9 protein-coding genes and 1 riboswitch are annotated in these 20,068 nt (G+C 70.8%); of the genes, 3 read left to right on the plus strand and 6 right to left on the minus strand.

Annotated features, from left to right (window positions below):
- Positions 1-342: 342 nt before the first annotated feature.
- Both WME85_RS00765 and WME85_RS00770 read right to left on the minus strand, forming a co-directional pair.
- Positions 343-4,287: an nSTAND1 domain-containing NTPase gene (locus WME85_RS00765; protein WP_437834242.1), complete on the minus strand. Its 3,945-nt coding sequence runs from the start codon at positions 4,285-4,287 to the stop codon at positions 343-345.
- A 738-nt stretch (positions 4,288-5,025) separates the two neighbouring features.
- A complete protein-coding gene (locus tag WME85_RS00770; RefSeq protein WP_437834244.1) occupies positions 5,026-6,783 on the minus strand; it encodes a sigma 54-interacting transcriptional regulator in 1,758 nt (585 codons plus the stop codon).
- A gap of 534 nt (positions 6,784-7,317) precedes the next feature.
- Between WME85_RS00770 and WME85_RS00775 the strand changes: the two genes are divergently transcribed.
- From WME85_RS00775 to WME85_RS00785, 3 genes are all read left to right on the plus strand, one after another.
- Complete coding sequence (locus tag WME85_RS00775) at positions 7,318-7,842, plus strand: cytochrome c-type biogenesis protein (protein WP_437834246.1); 525 nt, start codon at positions 7,318-7,320, stop codon at positions 7,840-7,842.
- Between the two features lie 96 nt (positions 7,843-7,938).
- Positions 7,939-8,146, plus strand: a riboswitch (cobalamin riboswitch).
- 258 nt (positions 8,147-8,404) lie between these two features.
- A complete protein-coding gene (locus WME85_RS00780; RefSeq protein ID WP_437834248.1) occupies positions 8,405-10,903 on the plus strand; it encodes a ribonucleoside-diphosphate reductase subunit alpha in 2,499 nt (832 codons plus the stop codon).
- Positions 10,904-10,962: 59 nt separating this feature from the next.
- Positions 10,963-11,919 (plus strand): ribonucleotide-diphosphate reductase subunit beta, encoded by a 957-nt coding sequence (locus WME85_RS00785; protein ID WP_437842218.1) that lies wholly within the window; start codon positions 10,963-10,965, stop codon positions 11,917-11,919.
- An 82-nt stretch (positions 11,920-12,001) separates the two neighbouring features.
- On the opposite strand, the gene WME85_RS00790 is transcribed toward WME85_RS00785, so the two are convergent.
- The 4 genes from WME85_RS00790 to WME85_RS00805 form a co-directional block, all read right to left on the minus strand.
- Positions 12,002-13,039 carry a deoxyhypusine synthase family protein gene (locus WME85_RS00790; RefSeq protein WP_437834250.1) on the minus strand — a complete coding sequence of 346 codons (1,038 nt, stop codon included), beginning with the start codon at positions 13,037-13,039 and terminating at the stop codon, positions 12,002-12,004.
- 163 nt (positions 13,040-13,202) lie between these two features.
- Positions 13,203-13,616: a PilZ domain-containing protein gene (locus WME85_RS00795; protein WP_437834252.1), complete on the minus strand. Its 414-nt coding sequence runs from the start codon at positions 13,614-13,616 to the stop codon at positions 13,203-13,205.
- 253 nt (positions 13,617-13,869) lie between these two features.
- A complete protein-coding gene (locus tag WME85_RS00800; RefSeq protein WP_437834254.1) occupies positions 13,870-17,988 on the minus strand; it encodes a hypothetical protein in 4,119 nt (1,372 codons plus the stop codon).
- Positions 17,985-19,841, minus strand: a complete 1,857-nt coding sequence (locus tag WME85_RS00805) for an OmpA family protein (RefSeq protein ID WP_437834256.1) — start codon at positions 19,839-19,841, stop codon at positions 17,985-17,987. The genes WME85_RS00800 and WME85_RS00805 overlap by 4 nt, the downstream gene beginning before the upstream one ends.
- Positions 19,842-20,068 lie beyond the last annotated feature (227 nt).

A 20,068-nucleotide genomic window follows, 5' to 3' on the forward strand; every position in this document is an offset into this window, starting at 1 on the left:
CTCACGGTGAGCCAGGCGTCGCGGAAGCTCGAGCTCCGATGCGCGTCGCGCTGAGCACGGTTCTGGGGCGAGCGGTTCCCCCGGACCTCCACGACGGCACAGGGCGGCCCTTCAAGCCGTCCGGATGTCGACTGCCGGCCCTCGATATCCCGAGTTAGCACATAGTTAGCACATAGTTAGTACATAGTTAGCACATCCCGTGCCAGTCCCCTTGCGCACGTCGCGAGAGTTCTTGCGGTATACGGCGGGCAGCGATCGTGCGGCCGGCAAGTTCTGCCGTGGTCGTGCCGGCAGCGTTTGCCTACCGGCAAGGATTGCCAATCGACACGTCGCGTCCCAGGCTCATGGCGGCGCGGGCGTCGCGCAGATGCGAGCTCCGATGAATGCGTCCCGCCGGTCACGGCCTTGCGGAGCGCGGTTATCGCCCCGGGCGTCCACGGCGGACTGGAGGGTGCTGCCTCCGCGCGCCACAGGCTCGAGGGGATACTCGACCGAGGAGGTGAATTCCCACACATTCCCCGCCATGTCATGAAGGCCGAACGGGCTGTCGGAGAAACCGTGCGAGCCCACCTCGTCGGGGCCGAAGTTGACGATCTTGCGGTGGTAGGTCACATCGATGTTCGCATCGTCGGCGCGGAGCTTCTCGCCTCCCGGAAACGAGCGGCCGTCCGCGCCGCGGGCGGCCCGCTCCCACTCGTGCTCGGTGCAGAGGCGCGCGCCGGGAACCAGGCGGGTGCGATCGAGCCACGCCGCATAGGCGAGCACGTCGTCGAACAGGATCCCGGAGACGGGAAAGCGGGTCCAGTCCTGGCTCATCCGTCGATCGCGGCGGAGGTAACGAAACGGTTGGCCCATCCGGGCGGTCGAGCGGTGCGTTTCCTGGCCGAAGGTGAACTCATAATCGCGGTCCGGCTCGGCGAGCTCGACAATGAACCCCGACGCGCCGGCCCGCGGCATCCGCCGGCGCCGCTCGTCCGGGAGCAATGAGCGCAGAAAGGCGATCCATTCAGCGAGCGTGGTCTCGTTCTTGGAGATGAGATACGCGCCCGTATCGACCGGATGGAGCGGCTGGGTGCCCAAGAAGGTGCGCACGTCCGCGGTGGCGCTCCCGTACAGAAAACGGCCGGGCGGGACGAACACGAAGCCTTCGGGCACCGCCGTGGCGAGCGGCAGGTCGATCGTGACGCGGTGCGGCTCGCCGCGCTCCAGCACGAGGGGCAGTCGCACCGAGGCGCGTCCAGGCGCCGAGAACACGAGGACGACCGAGCCCGGCGCGACAGGGCGATCCGCCACCGGCGTCGTTCCGAGCGACGCCTCGGGCACGGCGACCCAGTGATCCTCCTGAAGGGCGAACCGCTCGAGCGCAACATCGGCGCCCGGCGGAGAGGTCTCCACCTCGAGATGTGCGGGGCGGTTCCAGCGGCTCTCGGTGCCGCCATCGCCGGTCACCTCGAGCCGCCGCACGAGCTCGTCACGCTCGGCGGCGCGGCGGTCCCGCTCGGCCAGGAGGGCGCGCTCGTAGAGCGCATCGGCAAGCAAGGCGCTCGCTTCCTTGTGGCCCGCGACCTCATGGAGGACGCGCTCGAGACTGCCGCAGACGGAGGCGAACGCCTTCTCGACCTCGGCGCCGCGGTCCAGCGCTTCCGTCCAGTCCCGCTCCGCCTGCTCCAGGTCGCCGTTGCCGTTATCGAAGCCCTTGAACGCGATCTGCCGCAGCTTGTCGACCTCGCGGCGCGCCTCGCGCGCCCGCTCGAGCTCTCGCCGGGCCTCGTCCACGTCCCGGCCCACCTTGATGGCAGCCTGGACGCGCACGCCCAGGATCCCCGCGCCGATCGCGAGCGGCACGGCGAGCCCCACCGCCCAGCGCCGGACCCGGCGCTGCCGGTCCGCCCTCCGCGACGTGGCCAGGAACGCGGCCTCCCGCTCCCCGAGGCTCCGCTCCTCGACGGCCGCCACCTCGCCGAGGAGCCGCTTGCCCCACAGCGCGTCGGCAGGCCGGCCAGCGCGATCCCACTCGGCCGCGGCCCGCTCGATCCGCTGCCGCTGCGCGCGGCCCTCGGCGTCGTGGCTCAGCCACCCGCGCAGCGTGTCCCATCCCGAGAGCAGCGCCTCGTGCGCCAGCTCGAAGACCGACTCCTCGCCGTCCTCGCCCTCGCGGGCGACCAGCAGCCGGCCGCGCACGAGCGCGTCGAGGGCCCCAGGCGCCCCTGGCAGCCCCTGGGCGGCGGCGAGCAGCTCGGCCTCGCTGCGGCGCGCCCGCGTGCCCTCCGCCGTGACCAGCGCGAGGAGGATGGCCCGGAGGGCGGCGCGGTGCGGCGGCGGCACGCGCGCGAGCACGCCGTCGGCGTGGCGGCCGAGCGTCGAGGGGACGCCGCCCGACGCCTCGAACGCCTCCGTCGGGATCACCCGGCGCGCCTCGTTGCGCCCCTCCCAGAGCTCGGCCAGCGCGAACTGGAGCAGCGGCAGGCCGCCCGGCGCGCCGAGGGCCTCGCGGACGAGCGTCTCCACCACGGCATCGGACTCGAAGGAGAAGCCCTTGGCCGCGGCGGGACCGATCACGGCCTCGCGCAGCCGCTCGCGGGTGAGGGGGCGGAGCAGGTACAGCGCCGCCGGGAGGTCGTCGCCGAGATCCGGGAGCGCGGAGAGGCGCGTGAGGAAATCGCTGCGCGCGGTGGCGAGGAGGCGCACGCGTCCGGTGCGGCCGACGAGGCCGTGCAGCGCCGCGGCGGCGCTCGCGGCGTCCGCCAGCGAAGCGAGGGTCGAGAGCTCCTCGAGCTGATCCACGAACAGGAGCGCGGCGCCGTGGCGCCGCACGAGGTCGCGCGCCACGGCCGCCGGCTCGGCGCGGAGGCGCACGGCCACGGTAGCCTCGTCAGCCTCATCGCCGTCGAGCAGCGGCGCGATCGCCGCCGCGAGCGCGATCAGCGGCTGCCGCCCGAGCAGGACCGTGACCGTCGCGACGGGATGACCGAGCGCGCCCTCGGCCACGGCCGGGAGCACACCGGCGCGACAGAGCGACGATTTGCCCGTGCCGGAGTCGCCGGCGACGAGCACGAAAGGATCGGCGCGGAGCCGGTCGACGATGGCCAGGATCTCGGCGCTCCGGCCGAAGAACAGGCGGCGGTGCTCGGCTTCGAACGTGAGCAGGCCGCGGTAGGGGTTGCCCTCGAAGACTGGCCCCTGCTCGACCGCCGGCGCGGCGAGCTGCTCGAGCGCCTCGCGGAGCGCGTCGCCGTCGCGGTAGCGGAGCGACGGATCGCGGAGGAGGCACCGGTCGACGATCGCGGCGAGCCGGGGATCGACGCTGGGCGCGGCCTCGGCGAGCGGGGGAGCAGGCTCGTGGATCCGCACGGCGATCGGAAGATCGGCGTGCGGGGGCGCGCCGCAGCACAGCTCGTAGACGACCATGCCCAGCGCGTAGACGTCGGCGCTCGGGGTGGCTGGCGCGAGGTCCCAGAGCTCGGGGGCCATGTAGAGAGGGGTGCCCGCGAGGCGCCGCGGCGCTGTTGGGGCCAAGCCATTCGCCGCGGACCTGGGCGCGGTGGCGCAGCACAGCGGGGCGTTATCGAGAGTGGACGCGAACGGAGCCGCGTCGGGCCCGGCCTGTCGAGCCGGAGGAGACACGAGATCGACGGTGGATAGGGCGCCAGCGCCGCCGAGCGGGGTCCGGGCGGGGGCGAGGCCGGCGCCGCCGGGCAGGACCGCTCGCGCCGTGCCCGCCGTCAGGTCGGATGTCGATGTCGCCTCGCCGCCGCTTTCGTGGATCGCGACCGGCGCATCGTCGCTGCTCGAGAGATCCTCGCCCGGGAGGAGCTCGGCCAAGCCGAAATCGAGGAGCTTGACCGTCCCGTCCTCTCCGATCATTGCGTTGGCCGGCTTGATGTCGCGGTGGAGCACGCCGCGGCGGTGCGCGGCCGCGAGACCGCGGGCGAGCTCGACGGCGATGGCGAGCGCTTGCCGCGGATCGACCGGTTTGTCGAGCTCGGCGAGATTTCGCCCGCGCACGTACTCGGACACGAGGAATGGGCGACCGCGCACGTCCCCGACGCGATAGACGGAGACCACGTTGGGGTGCGACAGCCGGGCGATCGCGCGCGCCTCGACGAAGAAACGCGCGCGGGCCGCCTCGCCCGGCGAGGGCACGTCGATGAGCTTGATGGCCACGAGCCGCGCAAGCAGCCGATCTTCGGCGAGATAGACGACCCCCATCCCTCCCCGGCCCAGCCGTCGGACGAGCCGGTACTCCTCAATCTCCTCCGGCGGCGATGTACCCCCACCACCCGTCATGTACACCGGCTCACCTTGCGCACAGAGATATCGCGCCCGAGCGCTGAAGTCGAATGTACAGTGTCCCTTCCCGCGCCAACCTTGGGCTGCGCTCCTCGATTGGCTGCCAGCGGCGGGAGGCATGACGCTGGTGAGCTCGTAGAGAGCACAATATTTCTGTGCTGGACATACCGATATCGATCGTCCCGAAATCCGAGCGGGAAGCACGGACATCCATCCCGTCCGAGGTCGGCGTCGACCTGGGGGAGGCGGCGCTCTCCGCAAGGTCTCACGAAAGCTACGGCGCACGCGTCCTGTACGTCGTCCGGGGTTGCCCCGCCCCACCCGGAGTCTGCGGATCTCCGCACGGTCCGGACAGCTCACCCGTCATCGAGCATGACGGTGGAACACGATTCGGAATGCAGCGGGTGCCACGATCCTCGGATACCTGTGCCTTGCTCGAGGCTCCCGGCTGTTGCCGGGCGGAGGACATCCGTGGCATCTACGGATGAATCCTCGCGGACTGGGCTCCCTCCGTCGACAGATGCTTCGCCGTGGAGTCGTGCGACTGCGGTCTCAGCGACTCTGGCAGCTGCTACAAACGGACCGGCGGCCCTGATGAAGCGCGGTACCCCTGGTAACGCATGGGGCTCCGCCCGTGCGATGGAAGGAGAGCTCCCGCACGGAGGCCATCGACGTCGAGGGCCGGCCCGCCCGCGCGAGAAGCTTCCGGAGATCGTTTTGGAGCGGCTTTCGCCCTCACGTGGACCGCTTCCCCGCCCGCGCGGAGATGCCGTATTGCTTGAGCTTGGACGTGAAGGTGCGGATAGGCATCCCGAGGAGTGCCGCAGCCCGTGTCTGGATCCCGTCCGCAGCGTCGAGCGCCTGACGCATGCGCGTGCACTCGAGATCTCGGAGCTCCTCGGCGACGGGCCGGAAGCGCGAGGGAGCAGCGGCCGGCGGCGCCGAAGCGTCCGGCGCGGGCCGCGATCGGACATCGACGCCGGCGATGCGCTCGGGCAGATTCCACGGCTCGATCACGGGGCCGTCCGCCGTGGCGGCGGCGTACTCCATGGCGTTCTTGAGCTCGCGTACGTTGCCGGGGAACGGGTGCGCGAAGAGCGCGGCGAGCGTGGCTTCCGAAAGATCGAGCGCGGGCTGCCCGGTCCGGGCGGACGCCTCGGCGAGGAAGAGGCGAGCCAAGATCGGCAGCTCACGCCGCCTGTGCCGCAGCGGGGGCAGCTCCACGACGCCGACGCTCAGCCGGAAGAGCAAGTCTTGACGGAAACGGCCGGCGCCGACCTCAGCCTCCAGATTGCGGTTCGTGGCAGCGACGATGCGGATGTCCACATCGCGCTCGCGTACGTCGCCGAGGCGCGTGATCCGCTTCGCTTCGAGCGCGCGGAGCAGCTTGGCCTGCACGCCGAGGGGCAGCTCGCCGACCTCGTCGAGGAAGACGGTGCCGCCGTGCGCTCGCTCCAGCAAGCCTGCCTTCGGCGCCCGCGCTTCCGAAAATGCGCCCCTCTCGTAGCCGAAGAGCTCACTCTCCACGAGCGTCTCGGGGAGGGCTGCGCAGTTGAGCGTGACGAGCGGCTTGGGAGCCCGCGCAGACCAGTGGTGCACGGCTGCGGCGGCGTTCTCTTTGCCGGCCCCGGTCTCGCCGAGGACGAGAACGGGCAGATCGCTCGCCGCGAGGCGCCGGATCAGCTCGAAGAGCCGGATCATGGCCGCGTCGGCGACCACGATGGCACGCCCGCCGATAACGTGCCGAACGGCGGTCTCCGAGGCAGAGGCGATCGCCCCCGGGGCGGCGACCGCCGCGGCCGTGCGCGCACCCGCGAGGAGTGTCTCTGTGTCGCCGCCGTCGAACGGGTAGGAAGCCAGTCCGCCGCGCGCCTCGGGCGCCAGCGGCGCGATTGCCTCGATCACGTCGAGCGCCGCGCTGCGCGCCGCGTCTCCGCCGAGGTCGGGAAATCCGATAGCCATGTGAGAGAGGCCATCCCAGGCGACGATGTCCACGAGGCGGAGCGCCGAGAGCGCCCGCTGCATGAGCGCCGCGCGATCCGGGACTGAGCCGATTGATACGACTGCCAGGCCGAACGGTCGCGCGAAGTCCGCGGCGCGCTCGAGCTCCTCCTCGACGCGCCGGCGCAGCCGGCCCATGTCGACGAGAGCGCTGCCCCTGGACGGCAGCTCGCGCCGGAGGATCAGCGTGGCGTCGCCGATGGTGACGACGTCGCCTGAGCCGAGCGCACGCGAGCCTTCGATGCGCTCGCCATTGACGAGCGTCCCATTGTGACTGCCGAGATCGGTGATCCCGATCTCGCCGCCAGAGGCGATGAGCTTGGCGTGCCGCCGAGAGACCGCGGTGGTGTCGATCCTGACGTCGGCCTCGTCGCTGCGCCCCAAGATGAGCACACCGTCGTGGGGGAGGGCGCGCCGGTACGACGACGACGCGTCGATTACGAGGAGATAGGAGCAGGTTTCCGGGCGGTCCGGGGAGTCCTGCAGGTCCAAGGTTTGAGTCGTCAGCGGCGAGTGCGCGGGGCGGCCCACGAGCCCAAGATTATCCTCGAACTCTGGCGTAAGCAAGTTCCGAGCCTCCTCCTTTCGACGGAGGGATCTCCTGAGCGATCAGGGGTCGCAGGACGTAGTGCACGAGCGCCTCCCTCGCCGAGGACTTGCACCTCACGCCTTTCTCTTTCTGCTCCACGTGACCACGCCGGACGCGCGAGGAGGAGAGGACCTCGTGCGGCATGCGCGCGACATCAGGTGGCCTCCTGCGGCATGCGCGCGACATCAAGTGGAGCGGGGGAGGCCGGGCAATGCGTCACGGTGTCGCACCTCGTCGAACAATGCAGCCGTAACCCTTCATTCGGCGCGCACATGGCCGCGTGACGACGAGCGCGACATCGTGTCGCAGGGCCTTGGCGGCCGGCGGCGCTAGCCTGTTTCGCCATGATCCAGAGAGCGCACGGCGGGTCTGCGAATGACGCGCCCCGTTCCCTTCACGGCGCGCGCGAGGTGAGCTCGCCCCTGCGTGTCCGATCGATGCGGAGCTCGCGCTGGCGCCGCGCGGCGGCGCTGGCCGCCGCCGTCGCTGGCGTGGCGCTCAGTATCAGCGGCAGGGCCGAGCCCGCGACGCCCAGCGAGGCCGCGGCCGAGCTCGTCGACTCGACCCCGGCGCCCGGCGAGAGGGCGCTCGCAGCGCGTCTGCTCGCGCCTTGTTGCTGGGATCAGACGCTCGATGTCCACGAATCGGAGGTGGCGCGCGATCTTCGTCGCGAGATCCGCGCGCGTCTCCGTCGGGGGGAGGCGGCCGACGTCATCGAGCAGGACCTCGTCGCGCGCTATGGCGACCGCCTCCGTGCGGCGCCTTCGTCCGGCGTCCTCGGCAAGGTCGCCCTGGGCTTGATGCTCGGCATCGCGGTGGCCTTCCTCGGTATCTTCGCCCTGCTGCGCTCGTGGAGGCGCAGCGACGCGCAGCCAGCTCCGTCCAGCGTCGCCCTCCCGGCGGCAGCTCGCGACGAGTACGATGAGCGCCTCGACGACGAGCTCCGGGAGCGCGACGCATGACCGCATCCCTCCTTATCGTGATCGCGCCAGGGCGCGGTTGTCGCTCCGCTCGCCCGGCACCCCAACATCTCGCTTGACCGGACTCCCGCACCGCAATATGTAGTGGCTCATGTTGGTGCCTCGGGCTTCGGCCCGGGGCTCAAAAGGGAACCCGGTGTGAATCCGGGGCTGCCCCGCAGCGGTAAGCGAGAACGATCTCCACGACGAGCACTGGCCCTCGGGCTGGGAAGCGGTGGACCGTAGGAAGCCGGCGAGAGCCGGAGCGCTCGCGAGCCCGAAGACCTGCCAACATCCAGCGTCGGGGAGACATCCCGCGCCGGTTTGACCTGGAAGCCTCGTGGGAGGGCGGTAGGTCCGAGCTGGCGCAGACTCTTGCGCTTGTCCCGGTTCCGACCCCCTCCCGCGTTGTCTTCCTTTCGCCCGCGGGGGCGAGCGGTCGGTCCGAAGGGCTCTCCTGGAGAGCCTCGCGCGCTCGCGCACATCGGCTGGCCTCTTCGCTCTCGCGGTCTCGACGCGAGCGGTCCGGTACCGCTCCGAACGAAGCTCGACGAGGAGGATTGCCATGCTGAGCGACACAGGGACGACGAGCAACGGCGCGGCGCCGTTGCGGCAGCGGAGCGCGAGGAGCGGAGGCGCGGAGGAGGCGCTCCCGCACACGACGATGCGGGTGAAGAAGCGCAACGGGTCGAGCGAGCCTGTCGACGTCAACAAGATCGTCCGGGCGGTGAGCCGCTCTTGCGCGGCCCTGGCCGACGTGGACGCGCTCCGCGTCGCCACCAAGACCATCAGCGGCCTCTACGACGGCGCGACCACGCGCGAGCTCGACCAGCTCTCCATCCAGACGGCGGCGTCGCTCATCGCCGAGGAGCCGCAGTACGCGAAGCTCGCGGCGCGCCTGCTCGCCACCTATATCGACAAGGAGGTCCGCAACCAGGAGATCCACGCCTTCTCCCAGTCCGTCGCCGCCGGGCGGCGGCTCGGCCTCATCAACGAGCGGCTCCACGGCTTCGTCGCGCAGAACGCCCGCAAGCTGAACGACGCGATCGAGCCGGGGCGGGACCACGAGCTCGAGTACTTCGGCCTGCGCACCCTCTACGATCGCTACCTCCTCAAGCACCCCGAGACGCGCCTCGTCCTCGAGTCGCCGCAGCAGTTCTTCCTCCGAATCGCCTGCGCGCTGTCCGAGACGGCGGCGCAGGCCGTCGAGCTCTATCACCTGTTCTCGTCGCTCGATTACCTCCCGAGCTCGCCCACGATGTTCAACGCCGGGACGAGCCACGAGCAGCTCTCGAGCTGCTTCCTGCTCGACTCGCCCGAGGACCACCTCGAGACCATTTACCAGCGCTACACCGATGTCGCGATGCTCTCGAAGTTTTCGGGTGGCATCGGGCTCGCCTACCACCGCGTGCGGTCGCGCGGCTCGCTCATCGAGAGCACCAACGGGCATTCCAGCGGCATCGTGCCGTGGCTCAAGACGCTCGACGCGTCGGTCGCGGCCGTGAACCAGGGCGGCAAGCGCAAGGGCGCCTGCTGCGTCTACCTCGAGCCGTGGCACGCCGACGTCGAGGAGTTCCTCGCGCTGCGCGACAGCACGGGCGACGAGGCCGCGCGCACGCACAACCTGAACCTCGCGAACTGGGTCCCGGACCTGTTCATGAAGCGGGTCGAGGCGGACGGCGAATGGAGCCTGTTCGACCCCAAGGAGGTGCGCGACCTCCCCGATCTCCACGGCGACGAGTTCGAGCGCCGTTATGCCCAGGCCGAGGAGGCGGGACTCGCGAAGAAGACGATGAAGGCGCGCGAGCTCTACGCGCGGATGATGCGGACGCTCGCGCAGACCGGCAACGGCTGGATGACGTTCAAGGACAAGGCGAACCGCGCCTGCAACCAGACGGCGTTGCCGGGCCGGACCGTGCACCTCTCGAACCTCTGCACCGAGATCGTCGAGGTGACCTCGAAGGACGAGGCGGCCGTCTGCAACCTGGGCTCGATCAACCTCGCGCGCCACACAGGGAAAAGCGCTGCCGGCACGATCCTGTTCGATTTCGACAAGCTCGCGCGCACGGTGCGGACGGCGGTCCGCCAGCTCGATCGCGTCATCGACCTCAACTACTACCCCATCGATTCCACGAGGCGCTCGAACCTCCGCTGGCGGCCGGTGGGGCTCGGGCTCATGGGCCTGCAAGACGTGTTCTTCCAGATGCGCCTGCCCTTCGACGCCGAGGCCGCGCGGGAGCTCTCGCGGCGGATCTCCGAGGAGGTGTATTACCACGCGCTCTCGACGTCCGCGGACCTCGCCGCCGAGAAGGGGCGCCACCCGGCGTTCGACGAGACGCGCGCCGCGCGCGGCGAGCTCCAGTTCGACGCGTGGGGCGTGGTGCCGGAGGACACGGCGCGCTGGGAGGCGCTCCGCGCGCGCGTCCGCGCCGGAGGGCTGCGGAACTCGCTGCTCGTCGCGATCGCGCCGACCGCCACGATCGCGTCCATCGCAGGCTGCTACGAGTGCATCGAGCCGCAGGTGTCGAACCTGTTCAAGCGCGAGACGCTCTCGGGCGACTTCCTGCAGATGAACCGCTACCTCGTCGCGGAGCTCAAGCGGCTCGGCGCCTGGAACGACGCGGTGCGCGCCCGGCTCAAGCTCGCGGAGGGCTCGGTCCAGGGGCTCGACGAGCTGCCGGAGGAGGTCCGCGCCGTGTACCGGACCGCGTGGGAGATCCCGATGCGCTCGCTCATCGACATGGCCGCGGAGCGCGGCGCCTTCATCGATCAGAGCCAGTCGCTCAACCTCTTCGTCGAGAACCCCACCATCGGTCAGCTCTCGAGCATGTATTTCCACGCGTGGAAGAAGGGGCTCAAGACGACCTATTACCTCCGGTCGCGCCCCGCGACGCGCATCGCCAAGGCCACCGTGGATGCGACCCCGGACCGGACCCCCGCGGGCGACGCCGGCCCCCGCGAAGGCGGCGGGTGGACGGCGGCGCCGGCGCCCGCGGGGGCGAAGGCGGCCGCGGACGTGGCGTGCGCGCTCGAGAACCCCGAAGCGTGCGAGGCCTGCCAGTGAGCCGCGTGAGCCGCCCCGCGCGCCTGCTCGATCCGGGTCATTGCCTCACGCTGCGCCCGATGGCCTATCCGGCCTTCTTCGAGATGTACCGCGCCGCCATCAGGAACACGTGGACCGTGGAGGAGGTCGATTTCTCCACGGACGTGGGCGACCTGAGGAGGATGACCGGCGCGGAGCGCCACCTCGTGCAGCGCCTCGTCGCGTTCTTCGCCACGGGGGATTCGATCGTGGCGAACAACCTCGTGCTCAACCTGTACAGGCACATCAACGCCCCGGAGGCGCGGATGTACCTGTCGCGGCAGCTCTACGAAGAGGCGCTCCACGTCCAGTTCTATCTGACGCTCCTCGACACGTACATCCCCGATCCGGAGGACCGCCACCGCGCCTTCGCCGCCGTCGAGAGCATCCCCTCGATCCGGAAGAAGGCCGATTTCTGCATGCGCTGGATCGACTCCGTCCAGTCGTTGAATCGACTGGAGTCGCGCTCCGAGAGGCGACAGTTCCTCCTGAACCTCGTCTGCTTCGCCGCGTGCGTCGAGGGGCTCTTCTTCTTCGGCGCGTTCGCGTACGTGTACTTCCTGCGCTCGCGCGGCCTGCTCCACGGGCTCGCCGCGGGCACGAGCTGGGTCTTCCGCGACGAGAGCGCGCACATGCGCTTCGCCTTCGAGGTCGTGAGCACGGTCCGGCGCGAGGAGCCCGAGCTCTTCGACGCCGGGCTCTCGCGGTCGATCATCGGCATGATGGACGAGGCGATCGACTGCGAGGCCCAGTTCGCGGAGGATCTCCTCGGCGCCGGGGTCGCCGGTCTGTCGGCGCGCGACGTGCGCTGCTACCTCGAGTTCTGCGCGGACCAGCGGCTCGCCACGCTCGGCATCCCGAGGCGCTATGGCGCGAAGAACCCGTTCCCCTTCATGGAGCTGCAAGACGTCCAGGAGGTCACGAATTTCTTCGAGCGCCGCGTGTCGGCCTATCAGGTCGGCGTCTCCGGCGAGGTCGTCCTCGACGGGGTGTTCTGATGTCGGACGGAACAGAGCGAGGTTCACGCCCGGGCGACCGCGCCGCAGAGGCTGACTCACGGGCGCGGAAGCCCGCCGGCGCTCACGCGCCGCGCGCCTCGATGATGGCCCGGGCCTCGTCCGGGTGGCGCTTGCACTCGAGCAGCGCTCCGAGCAGGAGCGGCGCCACGATGGTGGCGTCCGACTCGATCACGAACATCGGCGTGTCCGCGGTCAGCTTGTCCCAGGTGATCTTCTCGTTGGGCGTGGCGCCGGAGTACGAGCCGTAGGACGTCGTCGAATCGGAGATCTGGCAGAAGTAGGCCCAGGGCCGGGCCGGCTCGTCGAGATCGTACTTGAGCGACGGCACCACGCAGATGGGGAAGTCCCCCGCGATGCCCCCGCCGATCTGGAAGAACCCCACGCCCGCGCCCGCGCTGAGCGCGCGGTACTGGTCGTACAGCCCGGCCATGTACTCGATACCCGACTTCACGATGCTCGCGTTGCACTCGCCCCGCCTCACGTAGGACGCGAAGATGTTGCCGAAGGTCGAGTCCTCGTGGCCCGGGACCACCAGCGGCAGCCCGGCCTCCGCGGCGGCGAGCAACCAGCACTCCTCGGGCGGGCCGCGGTGGAGCGCGGGCTCCACCGCCAGGACGAGCTCATAGAAGTACTCGTGCCAGAAGCGGCGCTCGCCGCTCGCCGTCGCCCGCTCCCACATCGGGACGATGTGCTTCTCCACCGCGCGGAAAGCCTCGTCCTCGGGGATGCTCGTGTCGGTCACGCGCCGCATCCGGTTCTCGAGGATCCTCGTGTCGTCCTCCTTGGTGAAATAACGGTAGTCGGGGAAGTCGCGGTATCCGTCGTGCGCCACGAGGCGAAACAGCGACTCTTCCAGGTTGGCGCCGGTCACCGACATGCCGTGGATCAGGCCGGCGCGGATGGCCGGCGCCAGCGTGATGCCGAGCTGGGCCGAGGACATCGCCCCGGCCACGGCCCAGAACATCTTCCCCCCGCGCTCGATGTGCTCCCAGTAAGCGAGGAGCGCGTCGCGCGTCGCGCGGGCATTGAAATTCTTGTAGTTGCGGAGAACGAACGTGAGGAGGGGCAGCGTCGTGGACGCCCACTTCGTCCCAGCCATGTTTCACCGAGCCTCGGCGACCACGAAGGTCGTCCCGGTGGTCTCGGGTCGCGCAGGACCACCAGGGACGCGCTACGGACCGGCGCAGGCCGGGCCGCCATTGCAGCGTCAGGTGGCTTCGTGGGAAGCCTAGCACGAAGCGCGAGGCCGGGAGGGGGCGAGATCAGCTGAGCGCGATCATCGCGGCCGTGGCCGCGTAATCGACGCGCGGCGCGCGGTACGGATACGTCGGCGGGAAGCGCTCGAGCGCCGCGCGCATGCGCCGGATCGTCGCGCCGTCGAGCGGATCGAAGCGCAGGCCCACCGCCCGGCCCGGGTCGCCCTCGCGCCGGCCGTGCACCGTGCGCGCGATGGTCGCCGTCGCGTCGATCCACACGTCCGTGTCCGGGATCCGGAACGAGACGATCACCGGCTCGCCCGTGAGCGGGCGGGCGCTCGTCAGCACGAGCATCCCCTCGATGGACAGGTCGATCGCGCGAGTCCCGAGCAGCCGGAAGCCCCTCTCGCACACGGCCTGGCACTCCACGATCGCGGCGCGGCGCGTGGCGCGACGCTCGCTGGCGATCAGCAACTCCATGGTGGTTCTCCTCGGAGCGGTACGCTACGGAGGACCACTACAGGTGGGCAAGAAACCTACACAGGGTGCTCCGCCCCGTGGAGGCCGTCGAGGGGCCGCAGAGGGAGCGAGGGAGGCGGGGTGTCGGGGGGATGTCAGGGTCGTCGAGGGCGCCCACGGCCGCCGGTGGGGGCGTCGCCCCGCCAGCTCAGGCGGGGGACGCGCGGCCGTGGGCCCTCGGTCTTCGTCTCGCTCGGTCCGCTAGCTCGCTCGGCTAGCTGCCCGCCCGGCGCCGCCGGCGCAGGACGAGGCCAGCGAGGGTGGCGAGCAGGGGCAGGAGCGCAGCCGCGCCCCGGCCGCTGTTCGCGGGCAGCGGCCGCGCCGCGCAGAGGCCGTTGCCCTCGGCGAAGATGCCGGTCGGGTCGTTCTCCAGGGGCTGCTCGGGCCCGCAGGTGCCCGGCGTGCTGTCGGTCGAGCTGCACACCTGGTCCGACGAGCAGCCGTTGCCGTTCGCGCCGCGGCAGCCGTCGACGCAGGCCCCCTCGACGCAGATCTGGCCGCTCGTGGCGTCGCCGCAGTCGCTGTCCTGCGTGCACGTCGGCGGGGTGGGCCGGTCGTCCTCACCGTCGTTCGGATCGGTCTCGCCGTCGTCGATGGCGCCGTTGTGGTTCGCGTCCTCGTCGCCGTCGTTCACGCCGCCGTCGTCCGAGTCCGGATCGAGCGGGTTCGTGGTCGTCTGGGGGTCTGCATCCGGGATGCAGGTCCCCGCTGCCTGGTCGGTCGCCGCGTCGTTGCAGTCCCGCCCGAGCTCGGTCCCGTCGAAGAGCCCGTCGCCGTCGCTGTCGGGATCGAGCGCGTTGATGAGGCCGTCGCCGTCGTGGTCGTCGCTGAAGTTCGGCTCCTGCCCGTCGAGCACGCCGTCGTCGTCGCTGTCGCCGTCGTTCGGATCGGTGCCGATGTTCCCCTCGACCGCGTCGCTCAGCCCGTCGCCGTCGGTGTCGGTCGGCGGGACGTCGTCCTCGCCGTTGTTCGGATCGGTCTCGCCGGCGTCGATCGCGCCGTCGAGGTTGACGTCCTCGTCGCCGTCGTTGACGCCGCCGTCGTCGGTGTCCGCGTCGAGCGGGTTGGTCTTCGTCGCCCCCGCGTCCGCGTCGGCGCGGCAGTGGTTCGCCTCGGTGTTGGTGGCCGCGTTCTCGCAGTCCAGGCCGAGCTCGGTGCCGTCGAAGAGCCCGTCGTTGTCGCTGTCGACGTCGCGCGCGTTGATGAGCCCGTCGCCGTCGGTGTCCTCGCCGGGGCTCTGCTCCTGCCCGTCGAGCGCGCCGTCGTCGTCGGTGTCGGCGTCGTTGGGGTCGGTGCCGATCATCTCCTCGACCGCGTCGCTCAGCCCGTCGCCGTCGCTATCGTCGGTCACCACGTCGTCGGCGGGATCCCTGGGATCGGTCTCGCCCTCGTCGATGGCGCCGTTGTGGTTCGCGTCCTCCACGCCGTCGCTGACGCCGCCGTCGTCCGTGTCCGGATCGAGCGGGTAGGTGAACGTCTCGGGATCGGCGTCCGGGATGCAGGTGCCGGCGGCCGCGTCGGTGGCCGCGTTGCTGCAGTCCAGGCCGAGCTCGGTCCCGTCGAACAGCCCGTCGCCGTCGCTGTCGGGGTCGAGCGCGTTGATGAGGCCGTCGCCGTCGTGGTCGTCGCTGAAGTTCGGCTCCTGGCCGTCGACCACGCCGTCGTCGTCGCTGTCCGCGTCGTTCGGGTCGGTGCCGATCAGCTCCTCGAGCTCGTCGACCAGCCCGTCGCCGTCCGTGTCGTCGATCGGCAGGTCGTCGTCGCCGTCGTTCGGATCGGTCTCGCCCGCGTCGACCGCGCCGTCGAGGTTGATGTCCTCCTGGCCGTCGCGCACGCCGCCGTCGTCGGTGTCCACGTCCACCGGCGAGGTCTTCGTCGCCCCGCCGTCCGCGTCGGCGCGGCAGTGGCCGGCCTCGGTGTTGGTGGCCTCGTTCTCGCAGTCCAGGCCGAGCTCGGTGCCGTCGAAGAGCCCGTCGTTGTCGCTGTCGACGTCGCGCACGTTGATGAGCCCGTCGCCGTCGGTGTCGTCGGCGGGGTTCGGCTCCTGCCCGTCGAGCGCGCCGTCGTCGTCGGTGTCGGCGTCGTTCGGGTCGCTCCCGATCGTCTCCTCGAAGTCGTCGCTCAGCCCGTCGCCGTCCGTGTCCACCGGCGGGACGTCGTCGTCGCCGTTGTTCGGATCGGTCTCGCCCTCGTCGACGACGCCGTCGAGGTCGAAGTCCTCCTGCCCGTCGGACACGCCGCCGTCGTCGGTGTCCGCGTCGAGCGGGTCGGTCTTCGTCGCCCCGGCGTCTCCGTCGACCCGGCAGTGGCCCGCGCCGACGTCGGTCGCCGGGTCATCGCAGACCGAGCCGAGCTCGGTGCCGTCGTAGAGCCCGTCGTTGTCGCTGTCGGGGTCGAGCGCGTTGATGAGGCCGTCGCCGTCGGAGTCCTCGTCCCAGCTCGGCTCCTCGCTGTCGGTCACGCCGTCGTCGTCGCTGTCCGCGTCGTTCGGGTCGGTGCCGGCGTCGATCTCGGTGGGATCGTCGATCCCGTCGTCGTCCGAGTCGCAGCCGTTGCCGAGGATGCCGTCGCAGTCGTTGTCGATCGCGTCGCCGCAGACCTCCGCGCCCGTGGGCACGCAGGTGCAGGTGTTGTCGTCGGCATCGCACGTCGGCGTCAGCGGCCCGCACTGCGCGTCGGTGACGCACTCGACGCACACGTTGGGGGTCGCCTCGGTGTTGCAGTGCGGGGTCGGCGCGGCGCACTGCGCGTCGGTCTCGCACGCGTCGATGACGACGTCGGTCGGCTGAGGGCCGCCGGTCTCGTCGTCGCCGTCGGTCGGCGTATCCTCGGACTGCGCGCCCTGCTGCCCGGCGGCGGTGATGACCGCCTGGTTGGCGATGAGGCCCGAGGCGCCGGCGTCGACCGTCACCCGGAAGGTCACGGTGGTCGACCCGGCGGCGGGGATCGAGCCCCCGGTGAGCCCGTTCGCGCCCGTGCCGAGCCGCACGGTGACCGTGCGGTTGAGCGCGTTGTACTCGCCCTGATCATCGACGGGGAGATCCGTCTTGGGCCCCATGTTCGCGCCCGCCGTGATCGACAGCGAGCCCGGCACGTAGCTCACGCCCGCGGGGAGCGGATCGGTGAGCACCGTCTCGATCGACGCGTCGTTGCCGGTGTTGACGACCTCGATCGTGTACTGGACGACGTCGCCCGGGAGCAGCAGCCCGCCGTTCACGTCGACGGCCGACTTCACGGAGGTCGTGAAGTCCGGCTTGAACGTCGAGATCGACGTGACGAACCCGGCAAGGAAGTACAGGTCGTTGGTGCTCGACGCCACGATCGGCGCCGATTCCAGCCCTGGACTCACCTTGGACCTGATGTCGAGGACGTCGATGTCCATGCCGGCCATGGTCCCGGGAGTCCCCGCGAGCTGCGGCAGGTCCCCCGCGGTCGACACCGGCGCGCCCAGGTACGAGCGCGTGCCGTTGAAGAAGTTGGTGTCGGGGTTCAGATCGTTGCTGAGGGCGGCCCCTCCGTTGAAGAAGAACTGGTCCCCCGGGATGGAGGCGTCGCCCTCGAACGTGACCATGCCGATCTTCGCGTCATAGCCCGCGTTCGGCACCAGGAACCCCGAGAGGGTCGCCTCCTGCCTCCCTCCGCTGGGCACTGAGTCCAGCCCGTCGAAGAGCGCCAGATTGCGCGGCGGCTCCGAGGCGAGCTGATAGAACACGACCAGCCACCACCCGGCGAAGTGGTTGTTGAAGTCGTTGTTCACGAAGTTCGCGCTGTTGACGCCGCTCACCCGGTACGCGCCGGAGCCTCGCTCCTGCACGATCGCGGTGACGTCCGAGACCGACTGGTAGTAGGTCTGGGCCGAGCTGGTCGTGACGACCGAGCGCAGGGCGGTCAGGTTCTCGGCGAAGCCGCCGGGCCGATCCAGGGTGACCGACGTGTCCGCGGGCTGATCGTTCTGCTTGTGCGCGGCCCAGTAGAGGAAGGCGTGCGTGACCGTCGCGCCGGCCGGCACGGCGAGCACCGCGGAGGTGCGCGCCTGCTCGGCGGTGACGGAGGTGCGCGCCTCCGCCTGGCCCTCCGCGGGCGAGTCGGCGCGCCAGTAGACATCGGGCGCGCTGTCGTCGTCGAAGGTGCTGCCTGCGCAGGTAGCCGTGCCCAGCACGGGCCGGTCGATGTCCGCCGGGGCGCACTCGTAGCCGAGCGTGTTGCCGATCAGGAGGAAGTCTCCCCGCTGGTCGACCTGCACGCGCAGCGTGGGCGCGGCGTGCGCGTCGCCGCTCTGGCCGCCCACCCAGGCGAGCCCGAAAAGACCACCTATGAACCAACTTCTCTTCACGGCGCCTCCTGCTGCTGCTTCGGCTTCTTCTCGAGGATCTTGAACTGCACGCGGCGGTTCTTCTGGCGTCCCTCGTCGGTGTCGTTGTCCGCGATCGGGACGTCGGGCCCGTAGCCCTTCGACGTGAGCCGCTCGGCCTCGACCCCGCGCTTGACCAGCGCCTTCGTGACCGACTCGGACCTCGCCTGGCTGAGCTTGACATTGTACGCGCGTCCGCCGCGCGTATCGGTGTGCCCTTGCACCTCGATCTTGGTGATCTCCGGGTGCTCCTTCAGCACACCGGCCACCTCATCGAGGAGATCGTCGCTCTCCTTCTTGATGGTCGCCTTGCCGGTGTCGAACTGCACCTGCTGGAGGATGACGATCTCCTGCTCGGTCACGCGCACCGCGACGGGGCAGCCGTTCTTCGCCGGATCCTCGTTGGGCTTGCCCTTCTCGTCGGGGCAGGCGTCCTTGTCGTCGCGCACCGTGTCGCCGTCGCGATCGCCGGGGCAGCCGTTCGTCGCCGGATCCGAGGTGCGGAGACCGGGGATATCGGGGCAGGCGTCCTCCGCGTCGATCACGCCGTCGCCGTCCTTGTCAGGCGGCGGCGGGCAGCCGTTCTTCTTCGGGTCCTCGTTCGCCGGGCCGGCCTCGTCCGGGCAGGCGTCGACGTCGTCGGTGATGCCGTCCTTGTCGCGGTCCCCGGGCGGCGGGCAGCCGTGCTTCTTCGGGTCGTCGTTCGCGATGCCGGCCACGTCCGGGCAGGCGTCGACGCGGTCGAGGATGCCGTCCTCGTCGCGATCGGAGGGCGGGCAGCCGTTCTTCTTCGGGTCGGCGTCGCCCACGCCGGGCACCTCCGGGCAGGCGTCCTGCTCGTTGGGGATGCCGTCCTTGTCGCGGTCCGGGTCGGTGCGCCGGACCTCGGGCGAGTACGCGAGGCTCGCGACGGCGCGGAAGTCCGGGGTGCCGATGCCCGAGGTGAAGCCGGGGCCGGCGGCGACGCCGATCTCGAAGTCGCGGAGCGCGGGCACGAAGCGGTAGCGCACGCCGAGCAGCGCCTCGACGTTCGTGTTGCGCGCCCCGGGCTTCTCCAGCACCGTCGAGACGGTCACCTCGGGCCCGATCTGGAGCTGCTCCTCGGGCAGCAGCAGCAGGCCGACGCCCGCGCCGCCGTTGAACATCAGCCCCTGCCGCACCTGCGCGAACGTCTGCGCGGGGCGCAGGTCGACGCCGGCCGCGAGCGACCAGGTGAGGTTCGGGACCCGGCCGCCGGCGATGATCTGGGGCAGGCCGCGCACCGTGCCCTCGCCGACGTACGAGCCGCGATCGCCGTTGCCGGTCGGCAGCCACACGTAGCCGCCGACGGCGAGCTGGAACGGGTCGAAGTACTCGCCCACGAGCCGCAGCCGCAGCCCGAGCCGGAGGTCGCCGATCTCCGCGCCGCTCGGCGAGGGGAACGAGAGGCCCTCCGCCGCCGGGCTCCCGCCCTCCTGCAGCACCGCGAGCGGCACGTCGACGTTGACGTGGAGCCGGTCCCACGCCGTGAACGAGCCGTTCAGGTGCAGGAACAGCTGGTGCTCCACGATGGAGTCGATCGGCTCATCCTGCCCCTCGCGCGAGAGCACGAGCGGGTTGTGCGCGTAGTCGCCCAGCAGCATCAGGTGGAGGGTCGGGCTGCCGTCCTGCCTGGGCGAGGCCGCGTAGGGCGACGGCACGCTGAACATTCGATCGCCGGCGGGCGCCGGGTTGAACCGGTCCAGGGCGAGGCCGCGCTCCGCGTCCGCCTCCTGGGCAGACGCTGGCGCGGCCCACGCCGCCGCGGCTAGCGCGGCGGCGCCGCATATCCAACGGGGGGGGAAATGGGCTCTCATTCGCAGGATCACCTTCGAGTGCTTTGGGCGAGCGGCCGTCCACTGCTCCGGCGCGCAGGCGCGTTGTGGGGAAACGCCGCTTCCTCGCGCGGAGGAACGGCAAGCTGCCGCGAATCCCAGGGCGTCTTATAAGCGTCGCCCGACGTCGTCGGTGGACTTTTCGATCGAGGGTCGACCGAAAGTGTGGATCGGCCTCAACAGTGCGACTGCCCCTGCAACCCGGGCTT

The sequence above is a fragment of the Sorangium sp. So ce1153 genome (assembly GCF_051521595.1).
GTDB lineage: Bacteria > Myxococcota_A > Polyangia > Polyangiales > Polyangiaceae > Sorangium.